The following is a 26,583-nucleotide window of genomic DNA, read 5'->3' as shown; positions in this document are numbered from 1 at the left end:
GAGACCCCATGGCCATCGAGTTCGACTCCTCCTCCAAGTTCGCCGAGTATGCCGAGCCCGGACGGCTCGTGACGACGCAGTGGCTGGCGGAGCGGCTCGGCGCTCCCGGGCTCGTCGTGGTGGAGTCGGACGAGGATGTGCTGCTCTACGAGACCGGCCACATCCCCGGTGCCGTGAAGGTCGACTGGCACACGGAGCTGAACGACCCCGTGGTCAGGGACTACGTCGACGGCGAGGGCTTCGCGGCGCTGCTGAGCCGCAAGGGCATCGCCCGCGACGACACGGTCGTGATCTACGGCGACAAGAACAACTGGTGGGCGGCGTACGCGCTGTGGGTGTTCTCGCTCTTCGGGCACGAGGACGTGCGACTGCTCGACGGAGGCCGTGACCGCTGGATCGCGGAGGGGCGCGAGCTGACCCGCGAGGTCACCGAGCGCCCGACCACCGAGTACCCGGTGGTGGAGCGCGACGACTCCGTGATCCGCGCCTACAAGGAGGACGTTCTCGCCCACCTCGGCAACCCGCTCATCGACGTCCGCTCCCCCGAGGAGTACAGCGGCGAGCGGACCACCGCCCCGGCCTACCCGGAGGAGGGCACGCTGCGCGCCGGTCACATCCCGACCGCGCAGAGCGTGCCGTGGGCCAAGGCGGTCGCGGAGGACGGCGGCTTCAAGAGCCGCGCAGAGCTCGAGGCGATCTACCGCGACGGCGCCGGGCTGAAGGACGGCGACGACGTGGTGGCCTACTGCCGGATCGGAGAGCGGTCGAGCCACACCTGGTTCGTGCTGAAGCACCTCCTCGGCTTCGAGAACGTGCGCAACTACGACGGTTCCTGGACCGAGTGGGGCAGCGCGGTGCGCGTTCCGATCGTCACCGGAGCCGAGCCCGGCACGGTCTGACCGTGGGACAATGGCGGGGATGAGCGCCACCGACCTGCCCGACACCCTCGCCGAGATCCGCGACGGGTTCCTGGAGACTCCCGAGGCCGACCGTCTCCTGCTCCTCCTCGAGTTCGCCGACGAGCTGCCTCCCGTCTCGGAGGAGGTCGCGAACCACCCCGAGATGTGCGAGCGCGTCGCCGAGTGCCAGTCGCCCGTGTACATCTACGTCGAGGTGAACGACGACATCGTGACGATGCACGCGACCGCACCGGAGGAGGCGCCGAGCACGCGCGGCTTCGCGAGCATCCTCGTGCAGGGCATCACGGGCCTCACGTCCGACCAGGTGCTGGCGATCCCCGAGGACTACCCGCAGTCGATCGGGCTCACGAGGGCGGTGTCGCCGCTGCGCATCGGCGGGATGACGGGAATGCTCATGCGCGCCAAGAACCAGGTCAGGCAGAAGCGCTGAGACCCTGGTCCGCCAGCCACGACGTGATCGCGGTGCTCCAGCCCCGCTCATCGTAGTTCCACAGCTTCGTGTGGCGGGCGACGGTGAACCGCGGCATCGTGACCAGATCGGGTCGCGCCTCCTGCAACGCCCGTGACGCGTCGACGGGCACGAAGCCGTCGTCGTCGCTGTGCAGGATCAGGATCGGTGCGGCGAGCTCGTCGGCGCGCGCGACCATGTCGAGCCGGTCGAACAGGATCGGCTCGTCGGCGCCGCTCAACCGCGCCGTGAGCGGCAGTTGCAGGGCGCTCATCGCCAGGTCGGGCAGCGGGGGCCGGACGCGGTTGAGCTTCGCCTGGAAGCGCAGCACCGTGCGCCAGTCGACCACTGGGGACTCGAGGATGACACCGGCGATCCGGTGCCGGTTGCCCGAGCTCACGGAGGCCTGCAGCGACACCGCGCCGCCCATGGACCAGCCCATCAGCACGACACGCTCGGCGCCGTGGCGCAGCGCGTAGGCGATGGCGGCGTCGACGTCGCGCCACTCGGACGCCCCGAGGGCGTAAGCGCCGGCCCGCGTGCGCGGTGCCTCGCCGTCGTTGCGGTACGACACCACGAGGTTCGGCAGCCCGGCGGCGTGCAGCACGGGCACCGCGCGGAGGCACTCCGACCTGGTCGTGCCGCGGCCGTGCACCTGGATCACCCAGGTGGACGACGACGCCGGGAAGAACCAGGCGGGGCACGGCCCGGCGGGCGAGCCGATCAGCACGTTCTCCCACCGCAGGTGCAGCTCGCTGGGAGAGGTGTAGTAGGAACCGCTGAAGGAGGCGCCGCGGTCGACGCTGGCGCCCGGCTCGATCTTGGTGAGCAGCTTGCGACGCACCGTCGTGCTGTCCGCGCTCAGCACGGCCCCCAGCTTCACGTAGCCGTAGGTCCCGGTGGTGAAGAGCCCGTAGCGCCCGGGCAGCTCGGTGTCGAGAGTGCGACCGAGCTCGATGGTCTGCGCACCGGTGTCGATCGCGAGGATCTCCGTGTCTGGCACCTTGCGCATCGGGGTGACCACGCGTCGCGCGACGGCGAGCACCAGGAATCCGGCGGCGGCTCCCAGCGCGAGGAGCGCGGGGACAATGAACTGGGCGGCGTGCCTGAGACTCTTCATCGCCTTCCGACTCTAGCCTGTTGCCGTGACCGCACATCCCGAGGCCGGGACGCCCTTCGACAGCGCCGTCGCCGAACTGCGTGAGACCGCGTTCCGCGATGACATCACGGTGCGCGAGATCCCGACGCCGCAGGGCCTCGCCCCGTTCGCGATCGCGCTCTCCGCCGATGTGCGGCCCGGCGAGGACGGCGACTCCGTGTACGGCACCGGCCGGTTCATCCTGCTCCACGATCCCGACGAGCCGGATGCCTGGGGCGGCGCCTGGCGCATCGTGATCTTCGCGCAGGCGCCGCTGGAGACGGAGATCGGCACCGACCCGCTGCTGGCCGACGTGACGTGGTCGTGGCTGGTGGACGCGCTCGACTCGCGCGGCGCGGTCTATCGCGCGCCGTCGGGCACCTCGACCAAGACGCTGTCCAAGGGTTTCGGCGGCCTGGCCGACGAGGGCGACGGGGCACAGATAGAATTGCGGGCGTCCTGGACACCGGATGGCCCCTTCCGACCGCACGTCGAAGCGTGGGCCGAGCTGGTCGGCATGCTGGCGGGACTTCCGCCGGGCTCCGAGGGCATCGCCGTGATCGGCGCGCGAAAGGCTGTACGTGACTGAATACTCCGTGATCTCCGACACCGGGGAGTTCCTGGCGGCGTGCGCGGCGCTCGTGGCGGGCTCAGGCCCCGTGGCGGTCGACGTCGAGCGGGCGTCCGGTTTCCGCTACTCACAGCGGGCCTACCTGGTGCAGGTGTTCCGTCGCGACAGCGGCGTCTTCCTGTTCGATCCTCCGGCGATCGGTGACATGGGCGCACTGCAGACCGCGATCGGCGATGTGGAGTGGGTGCTGCACGCCGCGAGTCAGGACCTGCCGTCGCTGCGGGAGCTGCACCTCGAGCCGCGCACGATCTTCGACACGGAGCTGGCGGCGCGGCTGCTCGGTCACGACCGCGTCGGGCTCGCGGCGGTGGTGGAGGACACGCTGGGCATCACGCTGAAGAAGGAGCACTCGGCGGCTGACTGGTCGACCCGTCCGCTCCCCGCCGCCTGGCTCGAGTACGCCGCGCTCGACGTGCTGCACCTGGTGGACGTGCGCGACGCCCTGGTCGCCGAGCTCGAGGAGCAGGGCAAGACCGACTTCGCCGCCCAGGAGTTCGCGGCCACGCTGGCGCGCACGCCCAAGGCCCCGCGCGAAGATCCGTGGCGGCGCCTCAGCGGGTTGCACCAGGTGCGCGGCGCCCGTAACCTCGCCGTCGCCCGCGCCCTGTGGGAGGCGCGGGAGATGTACGCGCAGCAGCAGGACATCTCCCCCGGAAGGCTCGTCCCCGACCGCTCGCTCGTGGCGGCCGTGCTCGCCAACCCCGCGTCGAAGCAGGCGCTGGCCGGCATCAAGGAGTTCCAGGGTCGCGCGAGCCGCACCCAGCTCGACCGCTGGTGGCAGGCCATCGTCGACGGTCGCGCGGCCGAGCAGCTGCCGCGCGAGCGCGTCCCCAGCGACACCCTTCCCCCGCCGCGCGCCTGGTCCGATCGGAACCCCGAGGCGGACGCACGGTTGAAGGCCGCACGCCCCGCGGTCGAGGCGGTGGCGGAGGAGCTGGGCATGCCCACCGAGAATCTCCTCACGCCCGACTACCTGCGCCGCGTGTGCTGGGACTCCCCCGGCACCACCGCGGCGGAGATCGGCGACGCCCTCGCCGCGCTCGGTGCGCGTCCCTGGCAGATTGAACAGACCGCACAGAAGATCGCGGACGCCTTTGTAGAGGCGGCGCAAGCGCCCGACACCACCTCCCCGACCGCTTCGTAGGTTCGATCCAACCGATTCCTCCCGGTTTTCACGGCTTCCTAGACTGAGGTCAACCCCAAGAAACCTGGAGGCAGAGTGGCCGAGATCTCGGACGTCTTCTTCGTCGATGGCGTGCGCACCCCGTTCGGGCGCGCCGGCGAAAAAGGCATGTACTGGAACACCCGCGCGGATGACCTCGCCGTCAAGGCGACCATCGGGCTGATGGAGCGCAACGCCGCCGTGCCGGCCGACCGCATCGACGATGTCGCCATCGCGGCGACCAGCCAGACCGGTGACCAGGGGCTCACGCTCGGCCGGTCCGTCGCGATCCTGGCCGGTCTCCCCCAGACGGTGCCCGGACTCGCGGTGGAGCGCATGTGCGCGGGCGCGATGACCAGCGTCACCACGATGGGCGCGTCGATCGGCGTCGGCATGTACGACCTCGCCCTCGCGGGTGGCGTCGAGCACATGGGCCACCACCCGATCGGCTCCAACGCCGACCCCAACCCGCGCTTCGTCGCCGAGAAGATGGTCGACCCTGGCGCGCTCAACATGGGTGTCACGGCGGAGCGCATCTTCGACCGGTTCCCGCACCTCACCAAGGAGCGCTCCGACCGCTTCGGCATGCTGAGCCAGCACAAGGTGCAGGCGGCGTACGACGCCGGCAAGATCCAGCCCGACCTGGTTCCCGTCGCGATCAAGGGCGCCGACGGCGCGTGGGGTCTGGCCACCGAGGACGAGGGCCGTCGCCCGCAGACCACGATGGAGGACCTCGCCGGACTCAAGACGCCGTTCCGTCCGCACGGACGCGTCACGGCGGGCACGTCCTCGCCGCTGACCGACGGCGCGACCATGTCGCTGCTCGCCGGTGGGCGTGCGGTGAAGGAGCTCGGTCTCGCGCCGAAGATGCGCATGGTGTCGTTCGCCTTCGCGGGCGTGCAGCCGGAGATCATGGGCATCGGCCCGATCCCGTCCACGGAGAAGGCGCTCAAGAAGGCCGGACTCGACATCTCCGACATCGGGCTGTTCGAGCTGAATGAGGCGTTCGCGATCCAGGTGATCTCGCTCCTCGACCACTTCGGCATCGCCGACGACGACCCCCGCGTCAACCAGTGGGGCGGGGCGATCGCGCTCGGACACCCCCTCGCGGCCTCCGGCGTCCGACTGATGATCCAGCTCGCCGCACAGTTCGCCGAGCGTCCCGACGTCCGCTACGGCCTGACCGCGATGTGCGTCGGCCTCGGTCAGGGCGGCTCGGTCATCTGGGAGAACCCGCACTACGACGGAAAGAAGAAGAAGTGAGCTACGACGACGTCGACTTCTCGCCCATCCAGGCGCTGACGGAGGGCGAGGTGATCACGCACTCCCCCGTGCGCGACATCCGCCTCCCCTCCGGCAAGGTCCTCGCCCTCATCACCCTCGACAACGGCCGCGACCACACGCGCCCGAACACGCTCGGGCCGGCCACGCTCACCGAACTCGGCGAGACGCTGGACGCGCTGAAGGCACGGGCGGCGTCCGGGGAGATCCAGGCCGTCGGCATCACGGGCAAGCAGTACATCCTGGCCGCCGGCGCCGACCTGTCCGACATCAGCAAGGTCGGCTCGCGCGACAACGCCCGCCTCATCGCGCAGCTCGGGCACCGGGTGCTCGGCAAGCTCGGTGAGCTCGGCGTGCCGTCGTTCGCGTTCGTGAACGGTCTGGCGCTCGGTGGAGGGCTGGAGATCGCGCTGAACTCCAGCTACCGCACCGTCGACGCCTCGGCCGCCGCCGTGGCGCTCCCCGAGGTGTTCCTCGGCATCATCCCCGGCTGGGGCGGCGCCTACCTGCTGCCGAACCTCATCGGCATCGAGAACGCGCTCGAGGTCGTCATCTCGAACCCGCTCAAGCAGAACCGCATGCTGAAGCCGCAGCAGGCGTTCGACCTGGGCATCTTCGACGCGATCTTCCCCGCCGCGAACTACCTCGAGAACTCGCTGACCTGGGCCGACGCGGTCCTCGGCGGCAAGAAGGTGGAGCGCAAGAACGAGCCGGGCAAGATCGAGCGGCTCACCAAGTGGCCGATCGCGATCAAGATGGCGCGCGGCATGCTCGAGTCGAAGATCGGCACCGTGCCGAAGTCGCCGTACGCGGCGCTCGACCTGCTCGACAAGGCCAAGAGCGGCACCAAGGCCGAGGGCTTCGCCCGCGAGGACGAGGCACTGGCCGAGCTCGTGACCGGCGATCAGTTCGCCGCCTCGATGTACGCCTTCGATCTCGTGCAGAAGCGGGCCAAGCGCCCGGTCGGCGCGCCCGACAAGGCGCTCGCGAAGAAGGTCACCAAGGTCGGCATCATCGGCGCCGGACTCATGGCGAGCCAGTTCGCGCTGCTCTTCGTGCGCAAGCTCCAGGTCCCCGTCCTCATCACCGACCTCGATCAGGCGCGGGTCGACAAGGGCGTGGCGTACATCCACGACGAGATCGGGAAGCTGGAGGGCAAGGGGCGCCTCGACGCCGACACCGCCAACAAGCTGCGCGCGCTGGTCACGGGCACGACCGACAAGAGCCTGTACGCCGACTGCGACTTCGTGATCGAGGCGGTCTTCGAAGAGGTCGGCGTCAAGCAGCAGGTCTTCGGCGAGATCGAGAAGATCGTGGCGGAGGACACCATCCTCGCCACGAACACCTCCTCGCTCTCGGTCGAGGAGATCGGCGCGACGCTCGCTCACCCGGAGCGCCTGGTCGGGTTCCACTTCTTCAACCCGGTCGCCGTCATGCCGCTGATCGAGATCGTCAAGACTCCGAGCACCTCCGAGGCCGCGCTGTCCACGGCGTTCGTGGTCGCGAAGAACCTGGGCAAGAACGCGGTCCTGACCGCCGACGCACCCGGCTTCGTGGTGAACCGTCTGCTGGCCAAGGTCATGGGCGAGGCTGCGCGCGCGGTCTACGAGGGCACCCCGATCGCCGAGGTGGAGAAGGCGTTCGCGCCGCTCGGCCTGCCGATGGGGCCGTTCCAGCTGATCGACCTGGTCGGATGGAAGGTCGCCGCCCACGTGCAGGACACGATGGTGCACGCCTTCCCCGACCGGTTCTACGCGAACGAGAACTTCCACGCCCTCGCCGCGCTCGACCAGGTCGTGGAGAAGGACAAGGGCGGCCGGGTGGTCGGCTGGAGCAAGCAGGCCGAGAAGGTCATCAAGCCCGCACTCGGCAAGAGTCCGGCCTCTGCGGCGACCATCCTGCAGCGCGTGCAGGACGGCCTGGCGACGGAGATCAAGCTGATGCTGGACGAGGGCGTCGTGCCCGAGGTGGAGGACATCGACCTGTGCCTCATCCTCGGCGCAGGCTGGCCGTTCATCGACGGCGGCGCCTCGCCCTACCTCGACCGCGAGGGCGCTTCGGAACGCGCCTTCGGCGGCTCGTTCCACACGCCGCAGATCCGCGGCATCGAGAACCGCTGATCAGTCCGACGACGGGGGCCGTGCCGAGCGCGCGGCCCCCGTCGTCGCGTCCTGGGCAGGGCGCTCGTCGGGCTCCCCGCGGCGCGGCCAGTGCGACATCGCCCGTTCCGCCAGGGCGGTGATGGTGAGCGACGGGTTGACACCGGGGTTCACGGGGACCGCAGCACCGTCCACGACGTGCAGCCCGGGATGACCCCAGACGCGGTGGTACTCGTCCACGACGCCGGTCTCGGGGGCCGAGGAGATGACCGCCCCGCCGAGGAAGTGCGCCGTCAGCGGGATACCGAACACCTCCGGCCACGACCCGCGCGCCTCGGCACGGATCCCGCTCTCCTGCTCGAGCCGCGCCGCGATCGCCTGCGCCGCGCGGTGTGCCTCCGGCAGGTGACTCGGGTTCGGCGCACCGTGCCCCTGCGCGCTGGTCAGACGCCAGCGCCCGAACCGCCGCCGCAGCGACAGCGTGAGGGAGTTGTCGGCGGTCTGCATGACGAGGGCGATGATCCCGCGCTCGCTCCACCGCCGGAGCGACCCGAGCCGGACCGCGGTGACCGGTGCGCGGAGGATTCCCCGCACGAGCGCTGCCAGGCGTCCGGGCAGCGACCTCTCCCCCGGCACGAGCACGGTGGCCAGAGCTCCCATCAGGTTCGACCCCGGACCGTAGCGGACGTTCTCGACGTGGGTGCGCTCGTCCACGTGGAAGGACGTCGTGATCGCCACACCCCGCGCGAGCTGAAGCTGCTCCGGAACGCGCACGGCCACGGCGCCGTCGAGCGCCTCGGAGTTCGTGCGGGTCAGGCGCCCCACGGCGTCGGGTATCCGAGGGAGCGCGCCGGTGTGCTTCATCCGGTGCAGCAGCTGCTGCGTGCCCCAGGTGCCGGCGGCGAGGACGACCTCCCGCGCCGTCACGGTGCGGGCCCGGCGCCGCAGCCAGGCCCCGCTGCGCACGGTCGTGATCGCGAAGCCGCCCGTCGCCAGCTCCCGCACCTCGGTGACCGTGCGGAGGGGCTCGATCGCGACCCCGCGTCGCTCCGCCAGCGCGAGGTAGTTCTTCACCAGGGTGTTCTTCGCGCCGACGCGGCACCCCACCATGCAGTTGCCGCAGAGCGTGCACCCCGTGCGGTCGGGACCCTCCCCGCCGAAGTACGGATCGGGCACGCGGCGCCCCGGCTCGCCGAACCACACCCCGACGGGTGCCCGGCGGAAGCTCTCCCCCACGCCGAGGTCGTCCGCGGCTCCCGCCATGATCCGTTCGACCGGCCCGCTGTGCGGATACGCATCGACCACGCCGAGCATGCGCTTCGCGGTGGCGTAGTGCGGAGCGAGCGCCGCCCGCCAGTCACGGATCGAGCCCCACTGCGGGTCGGCGAAGAACGCGGGGCCCGGCTCGTAGAGCGTGTTGGCGTAGTTGAGCGAGCCTCCGCCCACACCGGCTCCCGCGAGGATCATGACGTGCGGGAGGCGGTGGATGCGCTGCACGCCGAAGCACCCGAGCGCGGGCGCCCACAGGTACCGGCGCACGTTCCAGCTCGTCTTCGCGAAGTCGTCGTCGGCGAAGCGCCGCCCGGCCTCGAGCACGCGGACACGGTAGCCCTTCTCGCTCAGCCGCAGCGCCGCGACCGAGCCGCCGAAACCCGACCCCACGACCACGACGTCCTCATCGAACACGGGCGTCTCCCTCGCTCGGTGGGGTCATCATCGTCAGCGCACCCGTCCGCACGGAGATGGTGCAGACGTCCTCGCCCCGGCGCTCGCCGTCGGCGTACACCACGAGTCCGGGCGCGGCGACCGTGACGCGGCGCGCTGCCGTGTGCTGCACCTCGGGACGGGCCAGGTGGGCCCCGCGCAGCAGGAGGGGGAACAGCCGCACGAGTCGGGTGCGGCCGAGCGGTGCGACGCGGACGACGTCGAGCCGCCCGTCGTCGGGCAGGGCGCCGACGCACACCGGCATACCTCCGCCGTAGCTGGCCGTGTTCCCGATGGCCACCAGAGTCCCCCGGGCGGTGATCGGCCGTTCGTCGTCGACCGTGACGGTGAAGTCGAGCGGCCGCAGCCGGACGAGCTCGATGAGCAGGGCCAGGTAGTACCGGAGGGCGCCGGAGGGCCAGCGCAGACGGTTGGTGCGGTCGCTCACCCTCGCGTCGAAGCCCAACGCCACGACCGTGAGGAAGGCGGCACGACCCGCGCGCGTCTCAACCTCACCCACGTCGATCGCCCGGGGCGTGCCGGTGAGGGCGAGTTCGACGGCTGCGGCGGCGTCGTGTCGCGGCAGGCCGAGCGCGCGGGCGAGGTCGTTGCCCGTCCCGGCGGGCACCAGGGTGATCGGGACGGCGGCGGCGCACACGACATCGAGGATGCCCGACAGCGTGCCGTCCCCGCCGACCACCACGAGCCCGTCCGGCCCGCCCACGAGGGCTTCAGACGCCAGCGCCGTCGTGTCCGCCGCCGAGTCCCCGGCGTAGAGTCTGACGCTCGCGCCGCGCTGTCGAAGGTGTGCCACTGCGAGCTCGGTCAGACGGCGGCCGCGCCCCTTGCCCGCGCGGGGGTTCGACAGCACCGCGATGTGGCCCACGTCAGTCCCCCGCCGGGAGGGCAGCGGGGATCACGGCGCCCGGGTTCAGGAGCGCCTGCGGGTCGAGCTCGCGCTTGATCGCCGTGAGGATCCGCATCCCGGCCGGTCCGAGCTCCTGCGCCAGCCAGGGCGCGTGATCCCGTCCGACCGCGTGATGGTGGCTGATGGTGCCCCCGTGCGCGAGGATCGCGTCGTTCACGCGTGCCTTGACGGTCGTCCACACAGGGAGCGGATCGCTGCGGATCCCGGCCAGGACGGTGAAGTACAGCGACGCCCCCGTGGGGTACACGTGCGAGACGTGGCACATCACGGTCGACCGGGCACCCGCGTCGCGGAAGCCCTCGCGCAGGGCGGTCTCGACCGCGGCCTTCAGCGTCGCGAGCCCCGTCCAGGTGGTGGCGGTCTCGAGGGTCTCGCAGAACACACCGGCGTCGAGCAGGGAGTCGCGCAGGTAGGGCCCGTCGAATCGGCCGGCCGCCCACTCCTCCGCATCCCCTGCGCCCGACGACGTCCCGTCCGCCGCGCGCAGCAGCGCGGTCGTCCGGGCGCGCCGCGCGTCGATGTCATCGCCCTCGTACACGGTCACGACGCTGGCGCCGCGCGCGATCGCCTTCCCGATCCGGCCGACCTGCGCGAGACCGACGGCGGTCTCGGCCTCGTCGGACAGGCGGATCACGGTGGGACCCGCGCCGTGCTGCGCGACGCGGCGGAGTCCGTCGACCCCGTGCGCGAAGTCGGGAAACGACCATGACTCGAACACCCGCTCGGCCGGCACGGGGTGCACGCGCACGCGGACCTCGGTGATGACGCCGAAGATGCCCTCCGACCCCAGGAACAGCCGGATCAGGTCGGGTCCCGCGGCGGATCCGGGAGCCCGGCCGAGCTCGAGGTCGCCCGTCGGTGTCGCGACCCGGAGCCCGGTGACCATGGTGTCGAAGCGTCCGTACCCTGCGGAGTTCTGGCCCGACGAACGCGCGGCCGCGAAGCCGCCGATGGTCGCATAGCGGAAGCTCTGCGGGTAGTGTCCCAGCTCGAGCCCGTGCGCTGCCAGCTGCGCCTCGGCGTCGGGGCCGGTCGTCCCGGCCGCGAACACCGCCTCGCCGCTGAGCGCATCGACGCGCAGCAGGCCACGCAGGCGGCGCAGATCCAGGCTGATCACGGCGCGGTGCGGCCCGCGCTCCGGATCGAGCGCGCCGACCACGCTCGTGCCCCCGCCGTAGGGGATCACCGCGATGTCGCGCTCCCCGGCCACGGCGAGGCATGCCATGACCTGAGCGTGGTCGGCGGGGAGCACGACCCCGTCCGGCACGCGTTGCTCGTGCTCGCGGCGCCGCAGCAGGTCCGGGGTGGAGCGCCCGCCGGCGTGACGGATCCTCGCCTCGTCCGCGTGGTCCACCCCGTCGACGCCGACGACGGCCGCGAACGCCGCCCGGTCGTCGTCGGTGAGCGCGCTCGGTCGGACGCGCACCTCCGCGAGCGACGGCGGCGGCGCAGGGCGGCGCACTCGCCCCAGCAGCAGCGGGATCAGGGCTCGCACGGCGCGCGGAAGCTCCTTCGCCTTCGCCGGATCACCCCAGCCGTTCCACCGCATGGGCTCCTGTTCGGCGGCCCTGCCGATCTCGTCCTGCATGCGTTACAGTGTGACACATCATGGAAGAACGTCAACCTGTCGGAGTCCCACCCGTGTGGGAACCGACGCAGACGCGGGTCCTCGACGCGGCCGACGAGCTCATCGTGCGCACCGGCATCCACGGGGTCACGATCGCCGCGCTCGCGCGCCGCTCCGGACTCAGCCGTCCGACGATCTACCGCACCTGGAGCGACGCCGACGACGTGGTGCGCGCCGCTCTGCTGCGGCGCGTCGGCACCCTCATCGGACGCTTCTCCGCGGTCGCGGACACCCGAGCCGCCCTGGTCGACGACATCCTGACGTTCACGGCCCTGTTCCGCGCCGACGACGTCTACGCCCGGCTGCTCGACGAGGAGCCCGAGGCCTTCACGCGCTACACGCTGCAGCGCGTCGGGTCGAGCCAACGGCTCATCCTCGGCTGGCTCGCCGCGGCCATCGGAAGGGGCCAGAGGCACGGGTCCGTGCGGGCCGGAGCGCCCGAGGAGATCGCCGTGATGCTGCTCCTGATCGCCCAGTCGGCCGTGCTGTCGCACGCGACCGTGGCCGACCTGATCGACGAGGACGCATGGGAGCGCGAGCTCCGCGCCGCCGTAGACGGGCACCTGCGACCGTGACCGACCCCGCCACCGCCCTCCACGCCGCCCGCCGCCGACGCGATCTCGCCGCGGGAGCGGAGGAGACCTGCGACGTGCTGGTGGTCGGTGGAGGCATCACCGGTGTCGGTGCGGCTCTCGACGCCGCCTCACGCGGACTCCGCGTCACACTGATCGAGGCCGAAGACCTCGCGTTCGGCACGAGCCGCTTCAGCTCGAAGCTCGTACACGGCGGACTGCGCTATCTCGCCACCGGGGATGTCGCCACCGCGAACGAGAGTGCGCTCGAACGACACCTGCTGATGACGGTGATCGCGCCGCACCTCATCCGTCCGCTGCCGCAGCTGCTGCCGTTCGCCGCAGGGGTGACGCTCCGCCAGCGCTCCGCCGGTTCGATGGGCATGGCCATGGGCGACGCGCTGCGACTGCGCGCCAGGACGCCGCGTCGGGTGCTGCCACCGCCGCGACTGGTGGGGCCGCGCGAGGCCCAGCGGCTGTTCCCCGCTCTGCGTCGCCGTGACCTGCGCGGCGGCGTGCTCGGCTTCGACGGGCAGCTGGTCGATGACGCCGCGCTCGTGGTCGCTGTCGCACGGACGGCGGCGGGGCGGGGCGCGCGCATCCTCACACGGGTGCGGGCCGAGGAGCTGCACGACGGTGGAGCGACCGTCGTCGACACGCTCACGGGCGAGCGGCTCGAGCTGCGCGCCCGGGCCGTCGTGAACGCCACCGGCGTCTGGGCGGGAACGCTCGACGACAGCATCCGCGTGCGCCCGAGCCGCGGCACGCACCTCGTGCTCGACGCGGACGACCTGGGCCGCCCGACCGCGGCGTTGACCGTTCCCCGGGAGGGCTCGATCAGCCGCTACGTGTTCGCGCTGCCGCAGCGCCACGGGCGGGTGATCGTGGGACTGACCGACGAGGACGCCCCCGGGCCGGTCCCGCGCGTCGCCGCGCCCACCGAGCCCGAGATCGCGTCGCTGCTCGCCACGCTGAACCGACTGCTGGCGATCCCCCTCACGCGAGACCACGTCCGCGGGGCGTTCGCCGGGCTGCGGCCCCTGGTGGACAACGGCGCCGCGTCGTCCGCGGACGTGTCCCGGCGGCACCTGGTGCACATCTCCCCCGGCGGGTTCGTGTCGGTGCTCGGCGGGAAGCTCACGACCTACCGTCGGATGGCCGAGGACGCGGTCGACCTCGCCCTGCGTCACCGCGGGATCGACGCACCGCCCAGCAGCACCGCGGCTCTGCGGCTCGTGGAGGACACGGGCGCGCGGTGGGGTGCACCGGACGACACGTCGGATCCGCCCGCACTCTCACGCGCCGCGGTCGAGTTCGCCGTGCGGTGCGAGGGCGCGCTGACCTCGGACGACGTCCTGGAACGACGCAGCCGCCTCGCGCTGGTCGCCGCCGACGCGGAGCGCGCACGACCGACCGTCGAGCACATCGTCACGGAGACCCTCGCCGATCTGGACTGATCCCGCCGCGGGCCCCGGATCAGTGGCGCTCGTGCAGCGGGAGGTCGATCGTACCGGTCTCTCCCGCGTGGCGCGCCTTGGGGATGCGCGTCCCGAGCACCTGCGCCACCACGTCCTGGGCGATCTTCGACGCGGTGAGCCCCGCATCCGCGAGGATCTGGTCGCGCGACGCGTGGTCGAGGAACTCGTCGGGCAGCCCCAGCTCGTCCACGGCCGTGTCGATCCCGGCCTCGCGCAGCACCTGGCGCACGCGCGTGCCGATGCCGCCGACGCGGATGCCGTCCTCCAGGGTGATGACCAGGCGATGACGAGCGGCGTGCTCGACGACCGACGGCTGCACCGGGATCGCCCAGCGCGGGTCGAGCACCGTCGCACCGATGCCCTGCGCGCGGAGGCGGTCCGCCACATCGAGGGCGAGCTCGGCGAACGGGCCGATCGCGACGATGAGCACGTCTTCGCTCTCCCCCCTGGCCAGCACGTCGACTCCGTCAGCGAGGCGCTCGATCGCCGGGAGGTCGGGCGCGACCTCCCCCTTCGGGAACCGGATCACGGTGGGCGCGTCCTCGACGGCGACCGCCTCGTCCAGCGCCTCGGTGAGTCGCACGCCGTCGCGCGGCGCGGCGATGCGGATGTGCGGCACGATCTGCAGCATCGCGAGGTCCCACATGCCGTGATGGCTCGGACCGTCGGGACCGGTGACCCCGGCCCGGTCGAGCACGAAGGTGACGCCGGCACGGTGCAGCGCGACGTCCATGAGCACCTGATCGAAGGCGCGGCCCATGAAGGTCGCGTACACCGCGACCACCGGGTGCAGCCCGCCATAGGCGAGTCCGGCCGCCGAGGCCACGGCGTGCTGCTCGGCGATGCCCACGTCGTACACCCGATCCGGGAAGCGCTCGGCGAAGGGGGCCAGTCCGGTCGGCCGCAGCATCGCCGCGGTGATCGCGATCACGTCGGAGCGCCGTTCGCCCACGTCGACCAGCGCGTCGGAGAACACGTCGGTCCATCCGCGCCCGCCGGAAGACAGCGTCTCCCCGGTCGTGGGGTCGATGCGCCCGACCGCGTGGAACTGATCGGCGTCGTCGTCGCGCGCGGGCTGGTACCCGCGCCCCTTCTCGGTGATGGCGTGCACGATGACGGGCGCGCCGTACGACTTCGCGAGCTCCAGGGTCTCCAGCAGGGCCGGGAGGTCGTGGCCGTCCACCGGGCCGAGGTACTTGATGTCGAGGTTCGAGTAGAGGGCCTCGTTGTTCGTGAAGCGGGAGAGGAAGCCGTGCGTGCCACCCCGCACCCCACGGAACACGGCCCTGCCGACGGGGCCGAACGCGCGGAACAGACGGTCCGACTTGTGGTGGAGGTCCTTGTACGCGGCCGCCGTGCGGACCCGGTTCAGGTACCGCGACATCCCGCCGATCGTGGGTGCGTAGGAGCGGCCGTTGTCGTTGACGACGATCACCAGGTTGCGGTCGTTGTCGTCGGAGATGTTGTTCAGCGCCTCCCAGGTCATGCCGCCGGTGAGCGCACCGTCGCCCACGACCGCGACCACATGGCGGTCGGCGCGTCCGGTCGCGGTGAGGGCGCGGGACACGCCGTCTGCCCAGCTCAGCGAGCTCGAGGCGTGGGAGGACTCGACCACGTCGTGGGGGCTCTCGCCGCGCTGCGGGTAGCCGGCCAGACCGCCGCGCACGCGCAGTCCGGAGAAGTCCTGGCGCCCTGTGAGCAGTTTGTGCACGTAGGACTGATGCCCGGTGTCGAAGATGAAGGGGTCGTCGGGAGACGAGAACACGCGGTGGAGGGCGATGGTGAGCTCCACGACGCCGAGGTTCGGCCCCAGGTGGCCCCCGGTACGGGAGACGTTCTCGACGAGGAACGTGCGGATCTCGGAGGCGAGTTCTTCCAGTTGCTCTGGCGACAGGCGGTCCAGGTCGCGGGGTCCAGAGATGCTCGGAAGAATGGGCATCTGCGCCTCCTCACAGGCTTCGACAGAGACGCCCGTCACGGGTGCGAGCGCCTACCGATCCTACCTCGCGGAGTCGGAGAAGCCGCCGAGGACGACGCCCCCTTGACACGGCGAAGGGGCCCGTGTCCGTAGACCCGGGCCCCTCCGCGAGACGCGTCAGACGAGCGAGCGCAGCACGTACTGCAGGATGCCGCCGTTGCGGTAGTAGTCCGCCTCACCGGGGGTGTCGATGCGGACGACCGCGTCGAACTCGATCGGCTGCTTGCCCTCGGGCGAGTGCTCGCTCGGGGTGGCGGTGACCTTGACCGTCTTCGGGGTGACGCCGTTGTTGAGCTCCTCGAGGCCCGTGATCGAGACGATCTCGGTGCCGTCGAGGCCCAGCGACTCCCAGCTCTCGCCCGCCGGGAACTGCAGCGGGACGACGCCCATGCCGATGAGGTTGGAGCGGTGGATGCGCTCGAAGCTCTCCGTGATCACGGCCTTGACGCCCAGCAGGCTCGTGCCCTTGGCCGCCCAGTCGCGCGACGAGCCGGAGCCGTACTCCTTGCCGCCGAACACGACGAGCGGGGTGCCCTGCTCGGCGTAGTTCATGCACGCGTCGTAGATGTACGACTGCGGACCGCCCGGCTGGGTGAAGTCGCGCGTGAACCCGCCCTCGACGACCTGACCGTCGTTGACGGCCGAGACCATGAGGTTCTTCAGGCGGATGTTCGCGAACGTGCCGCGGATCATCACCTCGTGGTTGCCTCGGCGCGAGCCGAAGGAGTTGAAGTCCTTGCGGTCCACGCCGTGCTCGGTGAGGTACTGCGCCGCCGGGGTGCCCGGCTTGATGTTGCCGGCGGGCGAGATGTGATCGGTCGTGACCGAGTCGCCCAGGGTCGCCATGACGCGCGCGCCCTGGATGTCCTGCACCGGGGTGAGCTCCATCGTCATGCCATCGAAGTACGGCGCCTTGCGCACGTAGGTCGAGTTCTCGTCCCACTGGAACGTGTCGTCGTCGGGCGTCGGCAGGTTGCGCCAGCGCTCGTCGCCGTCGAACACCGTGGCGTACTGCTTGATGAACTGGTCGCGCGAGATCGACGAGTCGACGATCTCCTGCACCTCTTCCGGCGACGGCCAGATGTCCTTGAGGAACACGTCGTTGCCGTCGGCGTCCTGACCCAGCGCGTCGGTGTCGAAGTCGAAGTGCATCGATCCGGCGAGGGCGTACGCGATGACCAGCGGCGGGCTGGCCAGGTAGTTCATCTTCACGTCGGGGCTGATCCGGCCCTCGAAGTTGCGGTTGCCGGAGAGGACGGCCGTCACGGCGAGGTCGTGCGAGTTGATCGCCTCCGACACCTCCTCGATCAGCGGGCCGGAGTTTCCGATGCAGATCGTGCAGCCGTAGCCGACGGTGTAGAAGCCGAGGCCCTCGAGATCCTTGTCGAGGCCGGACTTCTCGTAGTAGTCGGTGACGACCTTCGATCCGGGGCCGAGCGTCGTCTTGACCCAGGGCTTCTGCTTCAGGCCCTTCTCGCGCGCCTTGCGTGCGAGCAGACCGGCCGCGATCATGACCGACGGGTTCGACGTGTTCGTGCACGACGTGATGGCGGCGAGGGTCACAGCGCCGTTGTCGAGGATGTACTTCTCGCCGTCCGGGGTGGTGACCGGCACCGGGTTGGAGGCGTTGACCGGGGCGCCGCTGCTGATGTGCACCGGACGCGTGGTCGGCTCCTCCTCGCCGGGGACCTGCCCGGGGTCGGACGCGGGGAACGAGTGCTTCGACTCGAGGTCGACGATGTCCTCGCTGGTCGAGGGCGAGGCGTAGGCCAGGATGTCCTGCTCGAACTGCGACTTGGCCTCGGACAGCAGGATGCGGTCCTGCGGACGCTTCGGGCCGGCGATCGACGGGACGACCGTGCCGAGGTCCAGCTCGAGGTACTCGCTGAACACGGGCTCGCGCGACGCGTCGTGCCAGAGCTGCTGCTCCTTGGCGTACGCCTCGACAAGCGCGACGGCTTCCTCGCTGCGGCCGGTGAGGCGCAGGTAGTCGAGCGTGACGTCGTCGATCGGGAAGATCGCGGCGGTGGAGCCGAACTCCGGCGACATGTTGCCGATCGTGGCGCGGTTCGCGAGCGGCACCGAGGCGACGCCCTCGCCGTAGAACTCGACGAACTTGCCGACCACGCCGTGCTTGCGCAGCATGTCGGTGATGGTGAGCACGACGTCGGTCGCGGTCACACCGGCGGGGATCTCGCCCGAGAGCTTGAAGCCCACGACGCGCGGGATGAGCATCGACACGGGCTGGCCGAGCATCGCGGCCTCGGCCTCGATGCCGCCGACGCCCCAGCCGAGCACGCCGAGACCGTTCACCATCGTGGTGTGCGAATCGGTGCCGACGCAGGTGTCGGGGTACGCGCGCAGCACGCCGCCGACCTCGCGGTCGTAGATGACCTTGGCCAGGTGCTCGATGTTCACCTGGTGGACGATGCCGGTGCCGGGCGGGACGACCTTGAAGTCGCTGAACGCCGTCTGGCCCCAGCGCAGGAACTGGTACCGCTCGCCGTTGCGCTCGTACTCGATCTCGACGTTGCGCTCGAGCGCGTTCTCGGTCCCGAAGAGGTCGGCGATGACGGAGTGGTCGATCACCATCTCGGCGGGCGAGAGCGGATTGATCTTGTTGGCGTCGCCGCCGAGCGCCGTGACTGCCTCGCGCATCGTGGCGAGGTCGACGATGCAGGGCACGCCGGTGAAGTCCTGCATGACCACGCGCGCCGGCGTGAACTGGATCTCGGTGTTCGGCTCGGCGGTGGCATCCCACGAGCCGAGCGCCTCGATCTGCGCCTTCGTCACGTTCGCGCCATCCTCGGTGCGAAGCAGGTTCTCCAGCAGGACCTTGAGGCTGAAGGGAAGCTTGTCGAAACCGGGCACCGTGTCGATGCGGAAGATCTCGTAGTCGGTGCTGCCGACCGTCAGGGTGCTCTTGGCACCGAAGCTGTTCACCGTGGACACGAATCCGTCTCCTTCTATTCGGATGGGAGCGACAGGCGCCTCCATCTTGCTCGCCCGCGCACCCCGGCGGCTAGGAAGGCGGACCTAACCAGTCTGCTCCCCGCGACGCGTGGGCGAAAGCCTGCGATTTATCTTGATGTCGAGATAAATCTATCACGCCGCGGCGGCATCCTCGCGCGAAGGCGCGCGGGGATACAGCGCACGGACCACCAGCCAGGTGACCGCGATGAGCGGCGCGAACAACGGCAGTCCCATCACCAGCTTGAGCGTTCCGAGCGCCGTCACGTCGCCCGCGAGATACAGGGGGAACTGCACGGCCAGTCGCGCGAAGAAGAGGGCCGCCCACGCGATGCCGAGCCAGAAGAAGGCGCGACGCTTGCGGCGGTCCGTCCGCCACGCGGTGCCCTCGCCCATGAGGAAGCCGGCGGCCAGACCGATGACCGACCACCCGATGAGCGCCGACACGAGGATGGCCGATCCGTACACGGCGTTGGTGATGAGCCCGGGGACGAAGTTGTCCTCGCCGCGCCCGGTCCAGAGCGCCAGTCCTGCGGCGGCGACCGCGGCGATCAGGCCGCCGAGCGCCGCGGACGGTGGCGACTTCTGCACCAGGCGCACGATCGTGAAGATCGCGGCAAGCCCGACGGAGACGCCGAGCGGAAGGATCAGCGGCTGCGGGCGGAGGGTGAAGAGGATGACGAACGCGAGGCTCGGGAGCACCGATTCGACAATGCCGCGCCAGCCGCCCATCGCCGACCACACGACCGTGTGCGTGCTCGCGCTCTGCGCGGGATCGAGGCCCGCCTTCCTGGCCGCTCCCCCCAGCGCGGCACCCAGGATCTCCGACGCGGTCTGCGGGCGCTCCGGCTCCTCGGGAACCGGGGAGCTCACGCCGAGCCCGGGGTCGCCGGCATCTTCAGGGGGATGAGGTCACGCGGGGGCATGGGGGCGCCGCCACGCACGACGACGATGGAACGGAACAGGTCCTCCACCTTCGCGGCCGCCTCGGGATCGGACGCCGCCGCCCCGCCGATCACACCGCGCAGGAACCACCGCGGGCCGTCGATGCCGATGAAGCGTGCCAGACGCAGGCCGGAGCCCTCGGCCGCCGTGGCCGGGACCTCGGCGAGCAGCTCCTTGCCCAGCGGGCCCTCCCGCTCCTCGACCCGTCCGCCCTGCGCCTTCACCTGATCACGCAGCTGCACGCGGGTCTCGTCCCACAGGCCGCCCGATCGGGGCGCCGCGAACGGCTGCACCTGCAACGAGGACTCCGCGTAGTCGAGACCGACGGCGACGATGCGCTTGGACTGCTCCTCGACCTCGAGGCGCAGGTTCAGGCCCTCGCGCGGAAGAATCTTGATCCCGCCGAGGTCGATGTACGGGCGGACCGGGTTCGCCTCGGAGTCGTCGAAAGGACCCTCCGTGGCGCGGTTCTCCGGCGCCGACTTGGAGGGGGTCGCGTTGTTGTCGCTCATCTCGCCTGTCCTGCTTCGTTCGCGGTGGCCTGTGCCTGGTAGCCGGTCGATCCGAATCCCCCGTCGCCCCTGACGCTGTCCGGGAGCTCCTCGACCGGCAGGAACCGGGCGCGGGTCACGGGCATCACGACGAGCTGGGCGATGCGATCGCCGACGGCCACATCGTACGCGCTGTGGATGTCCGTGTTGATCAGGCTCACCTTGATCTCACCCCGGTAGCCGGCGTCGACGGTGCCCGGTGCATTGACGATGGAGATCCCGTGCTTCGCCGCGAGACCACTGCGCGGAACGACGAAGGCCGCGTAGCCGTCCGGGAGGGCGATGCGCACGCCGGTCGGGACGAGAGCCCGCTCCCCCGGCTCCAGGTGCACGGCCTCCGCGGCGACCAGATCGGCGCCCGCGTCACCCGGGTGCGCATAGCCGGGGACCACTGCGGCGATAATGGGGACATCAACGGAATCGGTCACCCCATGAGGCTAATGCAGAACCCCGCCACCGCCGCACGTCCCCGCTACCGGGAGCGGCTCGCACCGAGCCTCTGGCTCCTCGTCACCGTCGCTCTCGCCGGACCGATGGTCTCGCTCATCTTCGTCCCGGTCGGATCGACGGTCGCGCTCGTCCTCGGCGCGCTGGTCTCCGCCGCGCTCGTCCTCGCGGTCATCGGTCTTGCCCCGGTCGTCTCGGTCGAGGACGGCGTGCTCCGCGCCGGTCGCGCGCACATCGACGTGACCCACCTCGGCGAACCGCTCGCGCTCGATGGAGCAGACGCACGTCACGCCAGAGGACCCGGACTCCCCGCCCGCGGGTGGCACCTCATCCGCGGCGGCATCGACGGCCTGGTCGTGGTGCCCAACCTCGACGACGCGGATCCGGTCGTGGCGTGGACCATCTCGACCCGCACCCCCGACCGCCTCGCTGCGGCGATCCGCGCCGCGAAAGGCTGAGCCACCCGCCAACGACAGCGCGCCCCTGACCGGATGGTCGGGGGCGCGTCATGCGTCGCTCGGAGGACTGCTCAGGCAGCGCACTCCTTGCAGATGGGGCCGTCGGGTCCCTCGTGGTCGAGCTGCGAACGGTGCTTCACGAGGAAGCAGCTCATGCACGTGAACTCGTCCTGCTGCGCGGGCAGCACGACGACGTCGAGCTCGAGGTCGGAGAGGTCCGCGCCCGGCAGGTCGAAGTTCGAGGGGTTGTCGGAGTCCTCGTCCCCCGTCGTGCCGGACAGCTTGTCCGGCACACGCTCCTTCAGGGCTTCGATCGACTCGGAGTCGTCTTCACTCTTTCGGGGAGCGTCGTAATCGGTTGCCATGCGGTGAATCTCCACTTTCATGGTGCGAGTGGGCGGGTGTGCCGTCGGGTAATCGGCGGCCATAGTTTGCATGACGGTGGGGCATTTCGCAAATGCCTCCGCATGCGACAGGGCAAACTCACGGCACGCCCGCGATATTCCCTGTTCCGCCCCCTCCCCCGTGACACCATGAACGCACACCCATCAGAGGGGCATTCGCATGGAAAACGTCACCATCGTCGGCACTGAAGCAGGAGTCCTCGTGCTCGCGACCGAGTCGGGCGAACGCTTCGCGCTGCCCATCGACGACGTGCTGCAGCGGGAGATCCGCCGCGCCACCCGACAGGCCGAACCGACCGCCCAGAAGCTCGCCGCGAGCCCGCGCGACATCCAGGCGCAGATCCGCGCCGGTCTCACCGCACCCGAGGTCGCCGAGCTGCTCGGTATCGCGGTCGACGACGTGGTCCGCTTCGAGGGGCCGGTGCTCGCCGAGCGCGAGCACATCATCGGCCAGGCTCTCGCCGTGCCCGTGCTCATCGGCAGCGAGGTCGAACCGGACGCCCAGCCGACGTTCGGCGCGGCCGTGCGCGCCAAGCTCGCAGAGGTCGCGGCGACGTCCGAGCGCTGGGCGAGCTGGAAGGAGGACACCGGCTGGATCGTGAAGCTCGAGTTCACAGCCAACGACGTCGATCACGACGCCCGGTGGAGCTTCGACCCCCGGCGCAGCGCGCTCTCGCCCCTCAACGCCGACGCCACTCAGCTCTCCCGCCAGGGCTCGCTCCCCGAGGGACTGATCCCCCGGCTCCGCGCAGTGGAAGCCGACCGGACGACGTCGCCGTACAAGGACGACAGCCGTTTCGACTCCGGTGCCTTCGGACCGCGCCTCGTGCCCACCCCGGAGGCGGAGGTCGAAGAGCCGTCGCTGCCGGAGCGCTCCGCCCCCGCCGTCCAGGACGCGGCGATCAACCGCGCCCCCGACTCCAGCGCCCCGAGCGCCGAGACCGCCGACCTGCTGGAGGCCCTGCGACGGCGTCGGGGTCAGCGCGAGACGTCACCGCTGCTCGAGGAGCACGAGGAGAGCCGCGAGGAGTCGAGCCCGATCTCTCTCTTCGAGGCCTTCGACGATGTCAGCGAGCCGGAGACGACGGAACCGGACTCGCCGCGCAGCCCCGCCGAACCGGCGGAGAGCGGCGGCCGTCGTCGTCGTCGCAACGCCATGCCGTCGTGGGACGAGATCGTCTTCGGAGCGCGCACCGACGAGTGAGTCGCGCTCTCCGCGGTGGCGTCGGCGTCACCGTGCGAAGGCACCGAGACGGATGAGCGGCACCCGCGTCTCCTCATCGGTCATGGCACCGTGCTGTCCGATCATGCCGCGATTGCGCTGATCCGCTGCGGTGCCGTCGTACACCGCCCAGGACCCGCGCGCGATCACGAGCACGTCCCCCACCCGGGCAGCCGCGGCCTCCGTCACCGCGGGACCGAACAGGCCGGCCCTGATGGCGTCGTCGCGCGTCACGACATCGGCGGCGCCCTCCAGGTCGGTGCGCAGCCGGGAGAGCACCGCGCTCTCGTCGGCGGCCGGCTCCAGGTACAGGTGCAGCATGCGCGGCTCGCCGCCCAGGTGCCGCACCCCGCGCAAGTGCGATTCATCGAGGACCGCCTGCCGATGGGCGGGGACATCGACCATGCCGTGGTCGGAGGTCACCAGGACGCCGACGCCCGGAGGCACACGAACGCTCAGGGCGGCATCGATGCGCTCCAGCGCCGCGACCCACTCCGCGGAGGCGATCCCGTAGCGGTGCCCCGCCTTGTCGACCTCGGGCAGATAGCAGTAGACGAAGGAGCCCGGATGGTCGTGGGCGAGAGCGAAGGCCGCCTCAATCCGATCCTCCGGGGTCAGCGCGGGGACGAAGGTCGCGCCGCGCAGCGTCGCGCGCGTGAACCCGCTCGTGGCGTACGCGGCGAGCCCCACGGCGAACGTCTCTCGGCCCGCGGCAGCCTCCCGCTCGAAGACGGTCGGCACCGGCTGCCACGCGAGCGGGTCGAGCCCGTCGCTCTCCCACCCGCTGAGCTGGTTCACGAGCACGTCACGCTCGCGGTCGAGGACGCGGTACCCCACCAGCCCGTGCTCGCCAGGCCACGCGCCCGTCACGATACTGGTCAGCGCGGCAGCCGTCGTCGACGGGAACACGCTGTGCGCGACATCCCGCTTCGTCATCGCCCCGCTGAGCGTACGCGCATGACCGGAGTGGCCGCGGAGACCGAGCGCGCCCAGGCCGTCGACCACCACCAGCACGACCGACTCCGCGCGCGGGAGCAGCTCCGACTCGCCGCGGAGAGCGGCGCTCAGGTCGCCCGCCACCCCGACGACGCTCCGGGCGCTGGGCGAGGCGGACGGTAGCATGAGGGACATCCGAGCCAGTCTGACACAGGCTCCCGTACGCCCCCAGGAAGTCCATGCCGAAAACCCCGCCGTCCGAGCCCGTCGACGAACGCATCCAGGACATCGATCTGTCTCACGAGATGCAGGGCTCCTTCCTCGAATACGCGTACTCCGTCATCTACTCCCGCGCCCTTCCGGACGCGCGGGACGGGCTCAAGCCGGTGCAGCGCCGCATCCTGTTCCAGATGGCCGAGATGGGTCTGCGCCCCGACCGCGGTCACGTCAAGAGCGCGCGCGTCGTCGGCGAGGTGATGGGAAAGCTGCACCCCCACGGCGACTCCGCCATCTACGACGCGCTCGTGCGGCTCGCCCAGGAGTGGGCGCTGCGCGTGCCGCTCGTCGACGGGCATGGTAACTTCGGCTCACTCGACGACGGCCCGGCGGCCGCCCGGTACACCGAGGCGCGACTCGCGGCCGCCGCACTCTCCCTCACGGAGAACCTCGACGAGGACGTCGTCGACTTCATCCCCAACTACGACGGCCAATTCCAGCAGCCCGCCGTGCTGCCCGCGGCCTTCCCGAACCTGTTGGTCAACGGCGCCAGCGGCATCGCCGTCGGCATGGCGACGAACATGGCCCCGCACAACCTCATCGAGGTCGTCGCCGCAGCCGTGCATCTCCTCGAGCACCCGGACGCCACGACGGAAGAGCTGATGGAGTACGTGCCCGGCCCCGACTTCCCCTCGGGCGGCATCCTGATGGGCCTCGAGGGCGTGAAGGACGCGTACACCACCGGCCGCGGCGCCCTGAAGGTCCGCGGCAAGACATCGATCGAGCCGCTCGGCCCCCGGCGCACAGGCATCATCGTCTCCGAGCTGCCCTATATGGTCGGCCCGGAGCGACTGATCGAGAAGATCCGGGACGCCGTCCAGGCCAAGAAGCTGCAGGGCATCAGCGACGTCACCGACCTCACCGACCGCAACCACGGACTGCGCGTGGCCATCGGCGTGAAGACTGGGTTCGATCCGAACGCGGTCCTGGAACAGCTGTATCGGCTGACACCGCTGGAAGACTCGTTCAGCATCAACAACGTCGCCCTGGTGGACGGGCAGCCGCGAACCCTCGGCCTCAAGGAGATGCTGAGCGTCTACGTCGGGCATCGCATCGAGGTCATCACCCGCCGCAGCCGCTACCGCCTCGCCCGGCGCGAGGAACGTCTCCACCTCGTCGAGGGCCTCCTCATCGCGATCCTCGACATCGACGAGGTCATCCAGGTCATCCGCTCCTCCGACGACTCGGAACAGGCGCGCACCCGCCTGCGCTCGGTCTTCGATCTCAGCGAGCCGCAGGCCGAGTACATCCTCGAGCTGCGGCTGCGGCGCCTGACCAAGTTCTCCCGCATCGAGCTGGAGACCGAGCGCGACGCGCTGCTCGCCGAGATCGCGGACCTGCGAGAGCTGCTCGGCAGCCCCGCGCTGCTCCGCGCCGCCGTCGCCCGCGAGCTCGACGCCGTGGCCGAGGCATACGGGACCCCGCGACGCACGCTGCTGCTCAACGCGGCTCCGCCGAAGCCCCGCGCCGCCAAGGGGGCCGCCGACCTGCAGATCGCCGACGCGCCCACCACGCTCGTGCTGTCCACCACCGGTCGTGCCGTCCGGGTCGACCTGGGCGACGGCCAGGAGCTCACGGCCCCCACCCGCCGGAGCAAACACGACGCCATCTTCGCCACGGTCGAGACCACGGTGCGCGCCGAGCTCGGTGCGCTCACGAGCAGCGGACGGGTCGTGCGCTTCTCCCCCGTCGACCTTCCGTCGGTTCCGGCGAGCTCCGTCCAGCTGGCGGCCGGCGCCCCGCTGCGCGACTACCTCGGCATCACCACGAAGGGCGAGCGCATCCTCGGGTTCGTCCGCTTCGACAGCGACACGCCGATCGCCCTGGGCACCGCGCAGGGCGTCGTGAAGCGCATCGTGCCGTCGGCGCTCCCCGTCCGCCCGGAGCTCGAGGTGATCGGCCTCAAGCCCGGCGACACGGTCGTGGGTGCGGCGGAGTCCCCCGACGACGCCGAGCTCGTGTTCCTCACCTCCGATGCGCAGCTGCTCCGCTTCGCTGCCGCGAGCGTGCGACCGCAGGGCGCTGCCGCCGGAGGTATGGCCGGCATCAAGCTCGGGGCCGGCGCCACGGTGCTGTTCTTCGGGGTGGTCGCACCGGGGGTCGACGCGGTCGTGGCGACCGTGTCGGGTGCCGAGAGCATCCTGCCCGGAACCGATCCAGGACGCGCGAAGGTCTCGTCGTTCGCGGAGTACCCCGCCAAGGGACGAGCGACCGGCGGGGTGCGCGCCCACGCCTTCCTGAAGGGCGAGGACCGGCTGACGGTCGCGTGGGTCGGTCCCAACCCGCCGCTCGCGGTCGACCCGACGGGTGCCGTCCGCAAGCTCCCGGAGTCCGGCGCCCGACGCGATGCCTCCGGTCAGCCCATCGACGGCGTGATCGGCAGCATCGGGCGCACGATCGTCTGAGCG

At 71.0% G+C, this 26,583-nt stretch carries 22 protein-coding genes; 11 read left to right on the top strand and 11 right to left on the bottom strand.

Annotated features, from left to right (window positions below):
* The first annotated feature begins 8 nt into the window (after positions 1-8).
* Both ACWGQ1_RS05495 and ACWGQ1_RS05490 read left to right on the top strand, forming a co-directional pair.
* Entirely contained in the window at positions 9-899 is an 891-nt protein-coding gene (locus ACWGQ1_RS05495) for a rhodanese-like domain-containing protein (RefSeq protein ID WP_452312505.1), read from the top strand.
* Between the two features lie 19 nt (positions 900-918).
* On the top strand, positions 919-1,350 hold the full coding sequence (locus ACWGQ1_RS05490) for a SufE family protein (protein WP_452312504.1): 432 nt from the start codon (positions 919-921) through the stop codon (positions 1,348-1,350).
* Here ACWGQ1_RS05490 and ACWGQ1_RS05485 read toward each other — a convergent pair.
* Positions 1,334-2,488, bottom strand: a complete 1,155-nt coding sequence (locus ACWGQ1_RS05485; RefSeq protein WP_452312503.1) for an alpha/beta fold hydrolase — start codon at positions 2,486-2,488, stop codon at positions 1,334-1,336. The genes ACWGQ1_RS05490 and ACWGQ1_RS05485 overlap by 17 nt on opposite strands.
* A gap of 25 nt (positions 2,489-2,513) precedes the next feature.
* Here ACWGQ1_RS05485 and ACWGQ1_RS05480 point away from each other — a divergent pair, with 25 nt between their 5' ends.
* The 4 genes from ACWGQ1_RS05480 (at position 2,514) to ACWGQ1_RS05465 (ending at position 7,700) form a co-directional block, all read left to right on the top strand.
* On the top strand, positions 2,514-3,095 hold the full coding sequence (locus ACWGQ1_RS05480; RefSeq protein ID WP_136033060.1) for a DUF3000 domain-containing protein: 582 nt from the start codon (positions 2,514-2,516) through the stop codon (positions 3,093-3,095).
* The gene (locus ACWGQ1_RS05475; protein WP_452312502.1) at positions 3,088-4,281 is read left to right on the top strand and encodes an HRDC domain-containing protein; all 1,194 of its coding nucleotides are present in this window, start codon (positions 3,088-3,090) and stop codon (positions 4,279-4,281) included. Before ACWGQ1_RS05480 ends, ACWGQ1_RS05475 begins: the two co-directional genes overlap by 8 nt.
* Positions 4,282-4,356: 75 nt before the next feature.
* Complete coding sequence (locus tag ACWGQ1_RS05470; protein WP_136033056.1) at positions 4,357-5,562, top strand: thiolase family protein; 1,206 nt, start codon at positions 4,357-4,359, stop codon at positions 5,560-5,562.
* On the top strand, positions 5,559-7,700 hold the full coding sequence (locus tag ACWGQ1_RS05465) for a 3-hydroxyacyl-CoA dehydrogenase NAD-binding domain-containing protein (protein WP_136033054.1): 2,142 nt from the start codon (positions 5,559-5,561) through the stop codon (positions 7,698-7,700). The genes ACWGQ1_RS05470 and ACWGQ1_RS05465 overlap by 4 nt, the downstream gene beginning before the upstream one ends.
* Here the strand turns inward: ACWGQ1_RS05465 and ACWGQ1_RS05460 are convergent, their stop codons facing one another.
* From ACWGQ1_RS05460 to ACWGQ1_RS05450, 3 genes are read right to left on the bottom strand one after another with little or no spacing between them, the layout of a single operon-like run.
* Positions 7,701-9,365 carry a GMC oxidoreductase gene (locus ACWGQ1_RS05460; RefSeq protein ID WP_452312501.1) on the bottom strand — a complete coding sequence of 555 codons (1,665 nt, stop codon included), beginning with the start codon at positions 9,363-9,365 and terminating at the stop codon, positions 7,701-7,703.
* Positions 9,355-10,269, bottom strand: a complete 915-nt coding sequence (locus ACWGQ1_RS05455) for a YegS/Rv2252/BmrU family lipid kinase (RefSeq protein ID WP_136033049.1) — start codon at positions 10,267-10,269, stop codon at positions 9,355-9,357. Before ACWGQ1_RS05455 ends, ACWGQ1_RS05460 begins: the two co-directional genes overlap by 11 nt.
* Before the next feature lies 1 nt (position 10,270).
* On the bottom strand, positions 10,271-11,899 hold the full coding sequence (locus ACWGQ1_RS05450; protein WP_452312500.1) for an FAD-linked oxidase C-terminal domain-containing protein: 1,629 nt from the start codon (positions 11,897-11,899) through the stop codon (positions 10,271-10,273).
* A 53-nt stretch (positions 11,900-11,952) separates the two neighbouring features.
* Here ACWGQ1_RS05450 and ACWGQ1_RS05445 point away from each other — a divergent pair, with 53 nt between their 5' ends.
* Positions 11,953-12,513, top strand: a complete 561-nt coding sequence (locus ACWGQ1_RS05445) for a TetR/AcrR family transcriptional regulator (protein WP_247638827.1) — start codon at positions 11,953-11,955, stop codon at positions 12,511-12,513.
* Positions 12,510-13,967 (top strand): FAD-dependent oxidoreductase, encoded by a 1,458-nt coding sequence (locus ACWGQ1_RS05440; RefSeq protein ID WP_452312499.1) that lies wholly within the window; start codon positions 12,510-12,512, stop codon positions 13,965-13,967. Before ACWGQ1_RS05445 ends, ACWGQ1_RS05440 begins: the two co-directional genes overlap by 4 nt.
* Positions 13,968-13,986: 19 nt before the next feature.
* On the opposite strand, the gene dxs is transcribed toward ACWGQ1_RS05440, so the two are convergent.
* The 5 genes from dxs to dut all read right to left on the bottom strand — a co-directional run bounded on the left by dxs (position 13,987) and on the right by dut (position 20,860).
* Positions 13,987-15,927 carry a 1-deoxy-D-xylulose-5-phosphate synthase gene (gene dxs / locus ACWGQ1_RS05435; RefSeq protein WP_136036100.1) on the bottom strand — a complete coding sequence of 647 codons (1,941 nt, stop codon included), beginning with the start codon at positions 15,925-15,927 and terminating at the stop codon, positions 13,987-13,989.
* A 156-nt stretch (positions 15,928-16,083) separates the two neighbouring features.
* The gene (locus tag ACWGQ1_RS05430; protein WP_136036099.1) at positions 16,084-18,918 is read right to left on the bottom strand and encodes an aconitate hydratase; all 2,835 of its coding nucleotides are present in this window, start codon (positions 18,916-18,918) and stop codon (positions 16,084-16,086) included.
* A gap of 153 nt (positions 18,919-19,071) precedes the next feature.
* Positions 19,072-19,809 carry a DUF3159 domain-containing protein gene (locus ACWGQ1_RS05425; RefSeq protein WP_136045086.1) on the bottom strand — a complete coding sequence of 246 codons (738 nt, stop codon included), beginning with the start codon at positions 19,807-19,809 and terminating at the stop codon, positions 19,072-19,074.
* A complete protein-coding gene (locus tag ACWGQ1_RS05420; protein ID WP_136033035.1) occupies positions 19,806-20,393 on the bottom strand; it encodes a DUF3710 domain-containing protein in 588 nt (195 codons plus the stop codon). The genes ACWGQ1_RS05425 and ACWGQ1_RS05420 overlap by 4 nt, the downstream gene beginning before the upstream one ends.
* A complete protein-coding gene (gene dut, locus ACWGQ1_RS05415; protein ID WP_247638829.1) occupies positions 20,390-20,860 on the bottom strand; it encodes a dUTP diphosphatase in 471 nt (156 codons plus the stop codon). Before dut ends, ACWGQ1_RS05420 begins: the two co-directional genes overlap by 4 nt.
* A 12-nt stretch (positions 20,861-20,872) precedes the next feature.
* On the opposite strand from dut, the gene ACWGQ1_RS05410 reads away from it, so the two are divergent.
* Positions 20,873-21,337, top strand: coding sequence for a DUF3093 domain-containing protein (locus tag ACWGQ1_RS05410; RefSeq protein ID WP_136036097.1), 465 nt, complete (start codon positions 20,873-20,875; stop codon positions 21,335-21,337).
* Positions 21,338-21,408: 71 nt separating this feature from the next.
* On the opposite strand, the gene ACWGQ1_RS05405 is transcribed toward ACWGQ1_RS05410, so the two are convergent.
* Entirely contained in the window at positions 21,409-21,702 is a 294-nt protein-coding gene (locus ACWGQ1_RS05405) for a DUF4193 domain-containing protein (RefSeq protein ID WP_025103572.1), read from the bottom strand.
* 199 nt (positions 21,703-21,901) lie between these two features.
* Here ACWGQ1_RS05405 and sepH point away from each other — a divergent pair, with 199 nt between their 5' ends.
* Positions 21,902-22,945, top strand: a complete 1,044-nt coding sequence (sepH, locus tag ACWGQ1_RS05400) for a septation protein SepH (protein ID WP_136045084.1) — start codon at positions 21,902-21,904, stop codon at positions 22,943-22,945.
* 27 nt (positions 22,946-22,972) lie between these two features.
* Here the strand turns inward: sepH and ACWGQ1_RS05395 are convergent, their stop codons facing one another.
* A complete protein-coding gene (locus ACWGQ1_RS05395) occupies positions 22,973-24,094 on the bottom strand; it encodes an alkaline phosphatase family protein (RefSeq protein ID WP_452312498.1) in 1,122 nt (373 codons plus the stop codon).
* Between the two features lie 44 nt (positions 24,095-24,138).
* On the opposite strand from ACWGQ1_RS05395, the gene ACWGQ1_RS05390 reads away from it, so the two are divergent.
* Positions 24,139-26,580, top strand: coding sequence for a DNA topoisomerase (ATP-hydrolyzing) (locus tag ACWGQ1_RS05390; protein WP_452312497.1), 2,442 nt, complete (start codon positions 24,139-24,141; stop codon positions 26,578-26,580).
* Positions 26,581-26,583: the final 3 nt, after the last annotated feature.

It is taken from the genome of Microbacterium sp. NPDC055599 (genome assembly GCF_053618975.1).
The sequence above is the reverse complement of the archived record's forward strand: the minus strand, read 5'-3'. Positions and strand labels throughout refer to the sequence as shown.

Bases quoted from the DNA above. Each gene is read 5' to 3' on its own strand.
- ACWGQ1_RS05495 (WP_452312505.1), top strand. From the start codon at position 9: ATGGCCATCGAGTTCGACTCCTCCTCCAAGTTCGCCGAGTATGCCGAG.
- ACWGQ1_RS05490 (WP_452312504.1), top strand. From the start codon at position 919: ATGAGCGCCACCGACCTGCCCGACACCCTCGCCGAGATCCGCGACGGG.
- ACWGQ1_RS05485 (WP_452312503.1), bottom strand. From the start codon at position 2,488: ATGAAGAGTCTCAGGCACGCCGCCCAGTTCATTGTCCCCGCGCTCCTC.
- ACWGQ1_RS05450 (WP_452312500.1), bottom strand. From the start codon at position 11,899: ATGCAGGACGAGATCGGCAGGGCCGCCGAACAGGAGCCCATGCGGTGG.
- dxs (WP_136036100.1), bottom strand. From the start codon at position 15,927: ATGCCCATTCTTCCGAGCATCTCTGGACCCCGCGACCTGGACCGCCTG.
- ACWGQ1_RS05420 (WP_136033035.1), bottom strand. From the start codon at position 20,393: ATGAGCGACAACAACGCGACCCCCTCCAAGTCGGCGCCGGAGAACCGC.
- ACWGQ1_RS05410 (WP_136036097.1), top strand. From the start codon at position 20,873: ATGCAGAACCCCGCCACCGCCGCACGTCCCCGCTACCGGGAGCGGCTC.
- ACWGQ1_RS05405 (WP_025103572.1), bottom strand. From the start codon at position 21,702: ATGGCAACCGATTACGACGCTCCCCGAAAGAGTGAAGACGACTCCGAG.
- sepH (WP_136045084.1), top strand. From the start codon at position 21,902: ATGGAAAACGTCACCATCGTCGGCACTGAAGCAGGAGTCCTCGTGCTC.
- ACWGQ1_RS05395 (WP_452312498.1), bottom strand. From the start codon at position 24,094: ATGTCCCTCATGCTACCGTCCGCCTCGCCCAGCGCCCGGAGCGTCGTC.
- ACWGQ1_RS05390 (WP_452312497.1), top strand. From the start codon at position 24,139: ATGCCGAAAACCCCGCCGTCCGAGCCCGTCGACGAACGCATCCAGGAC.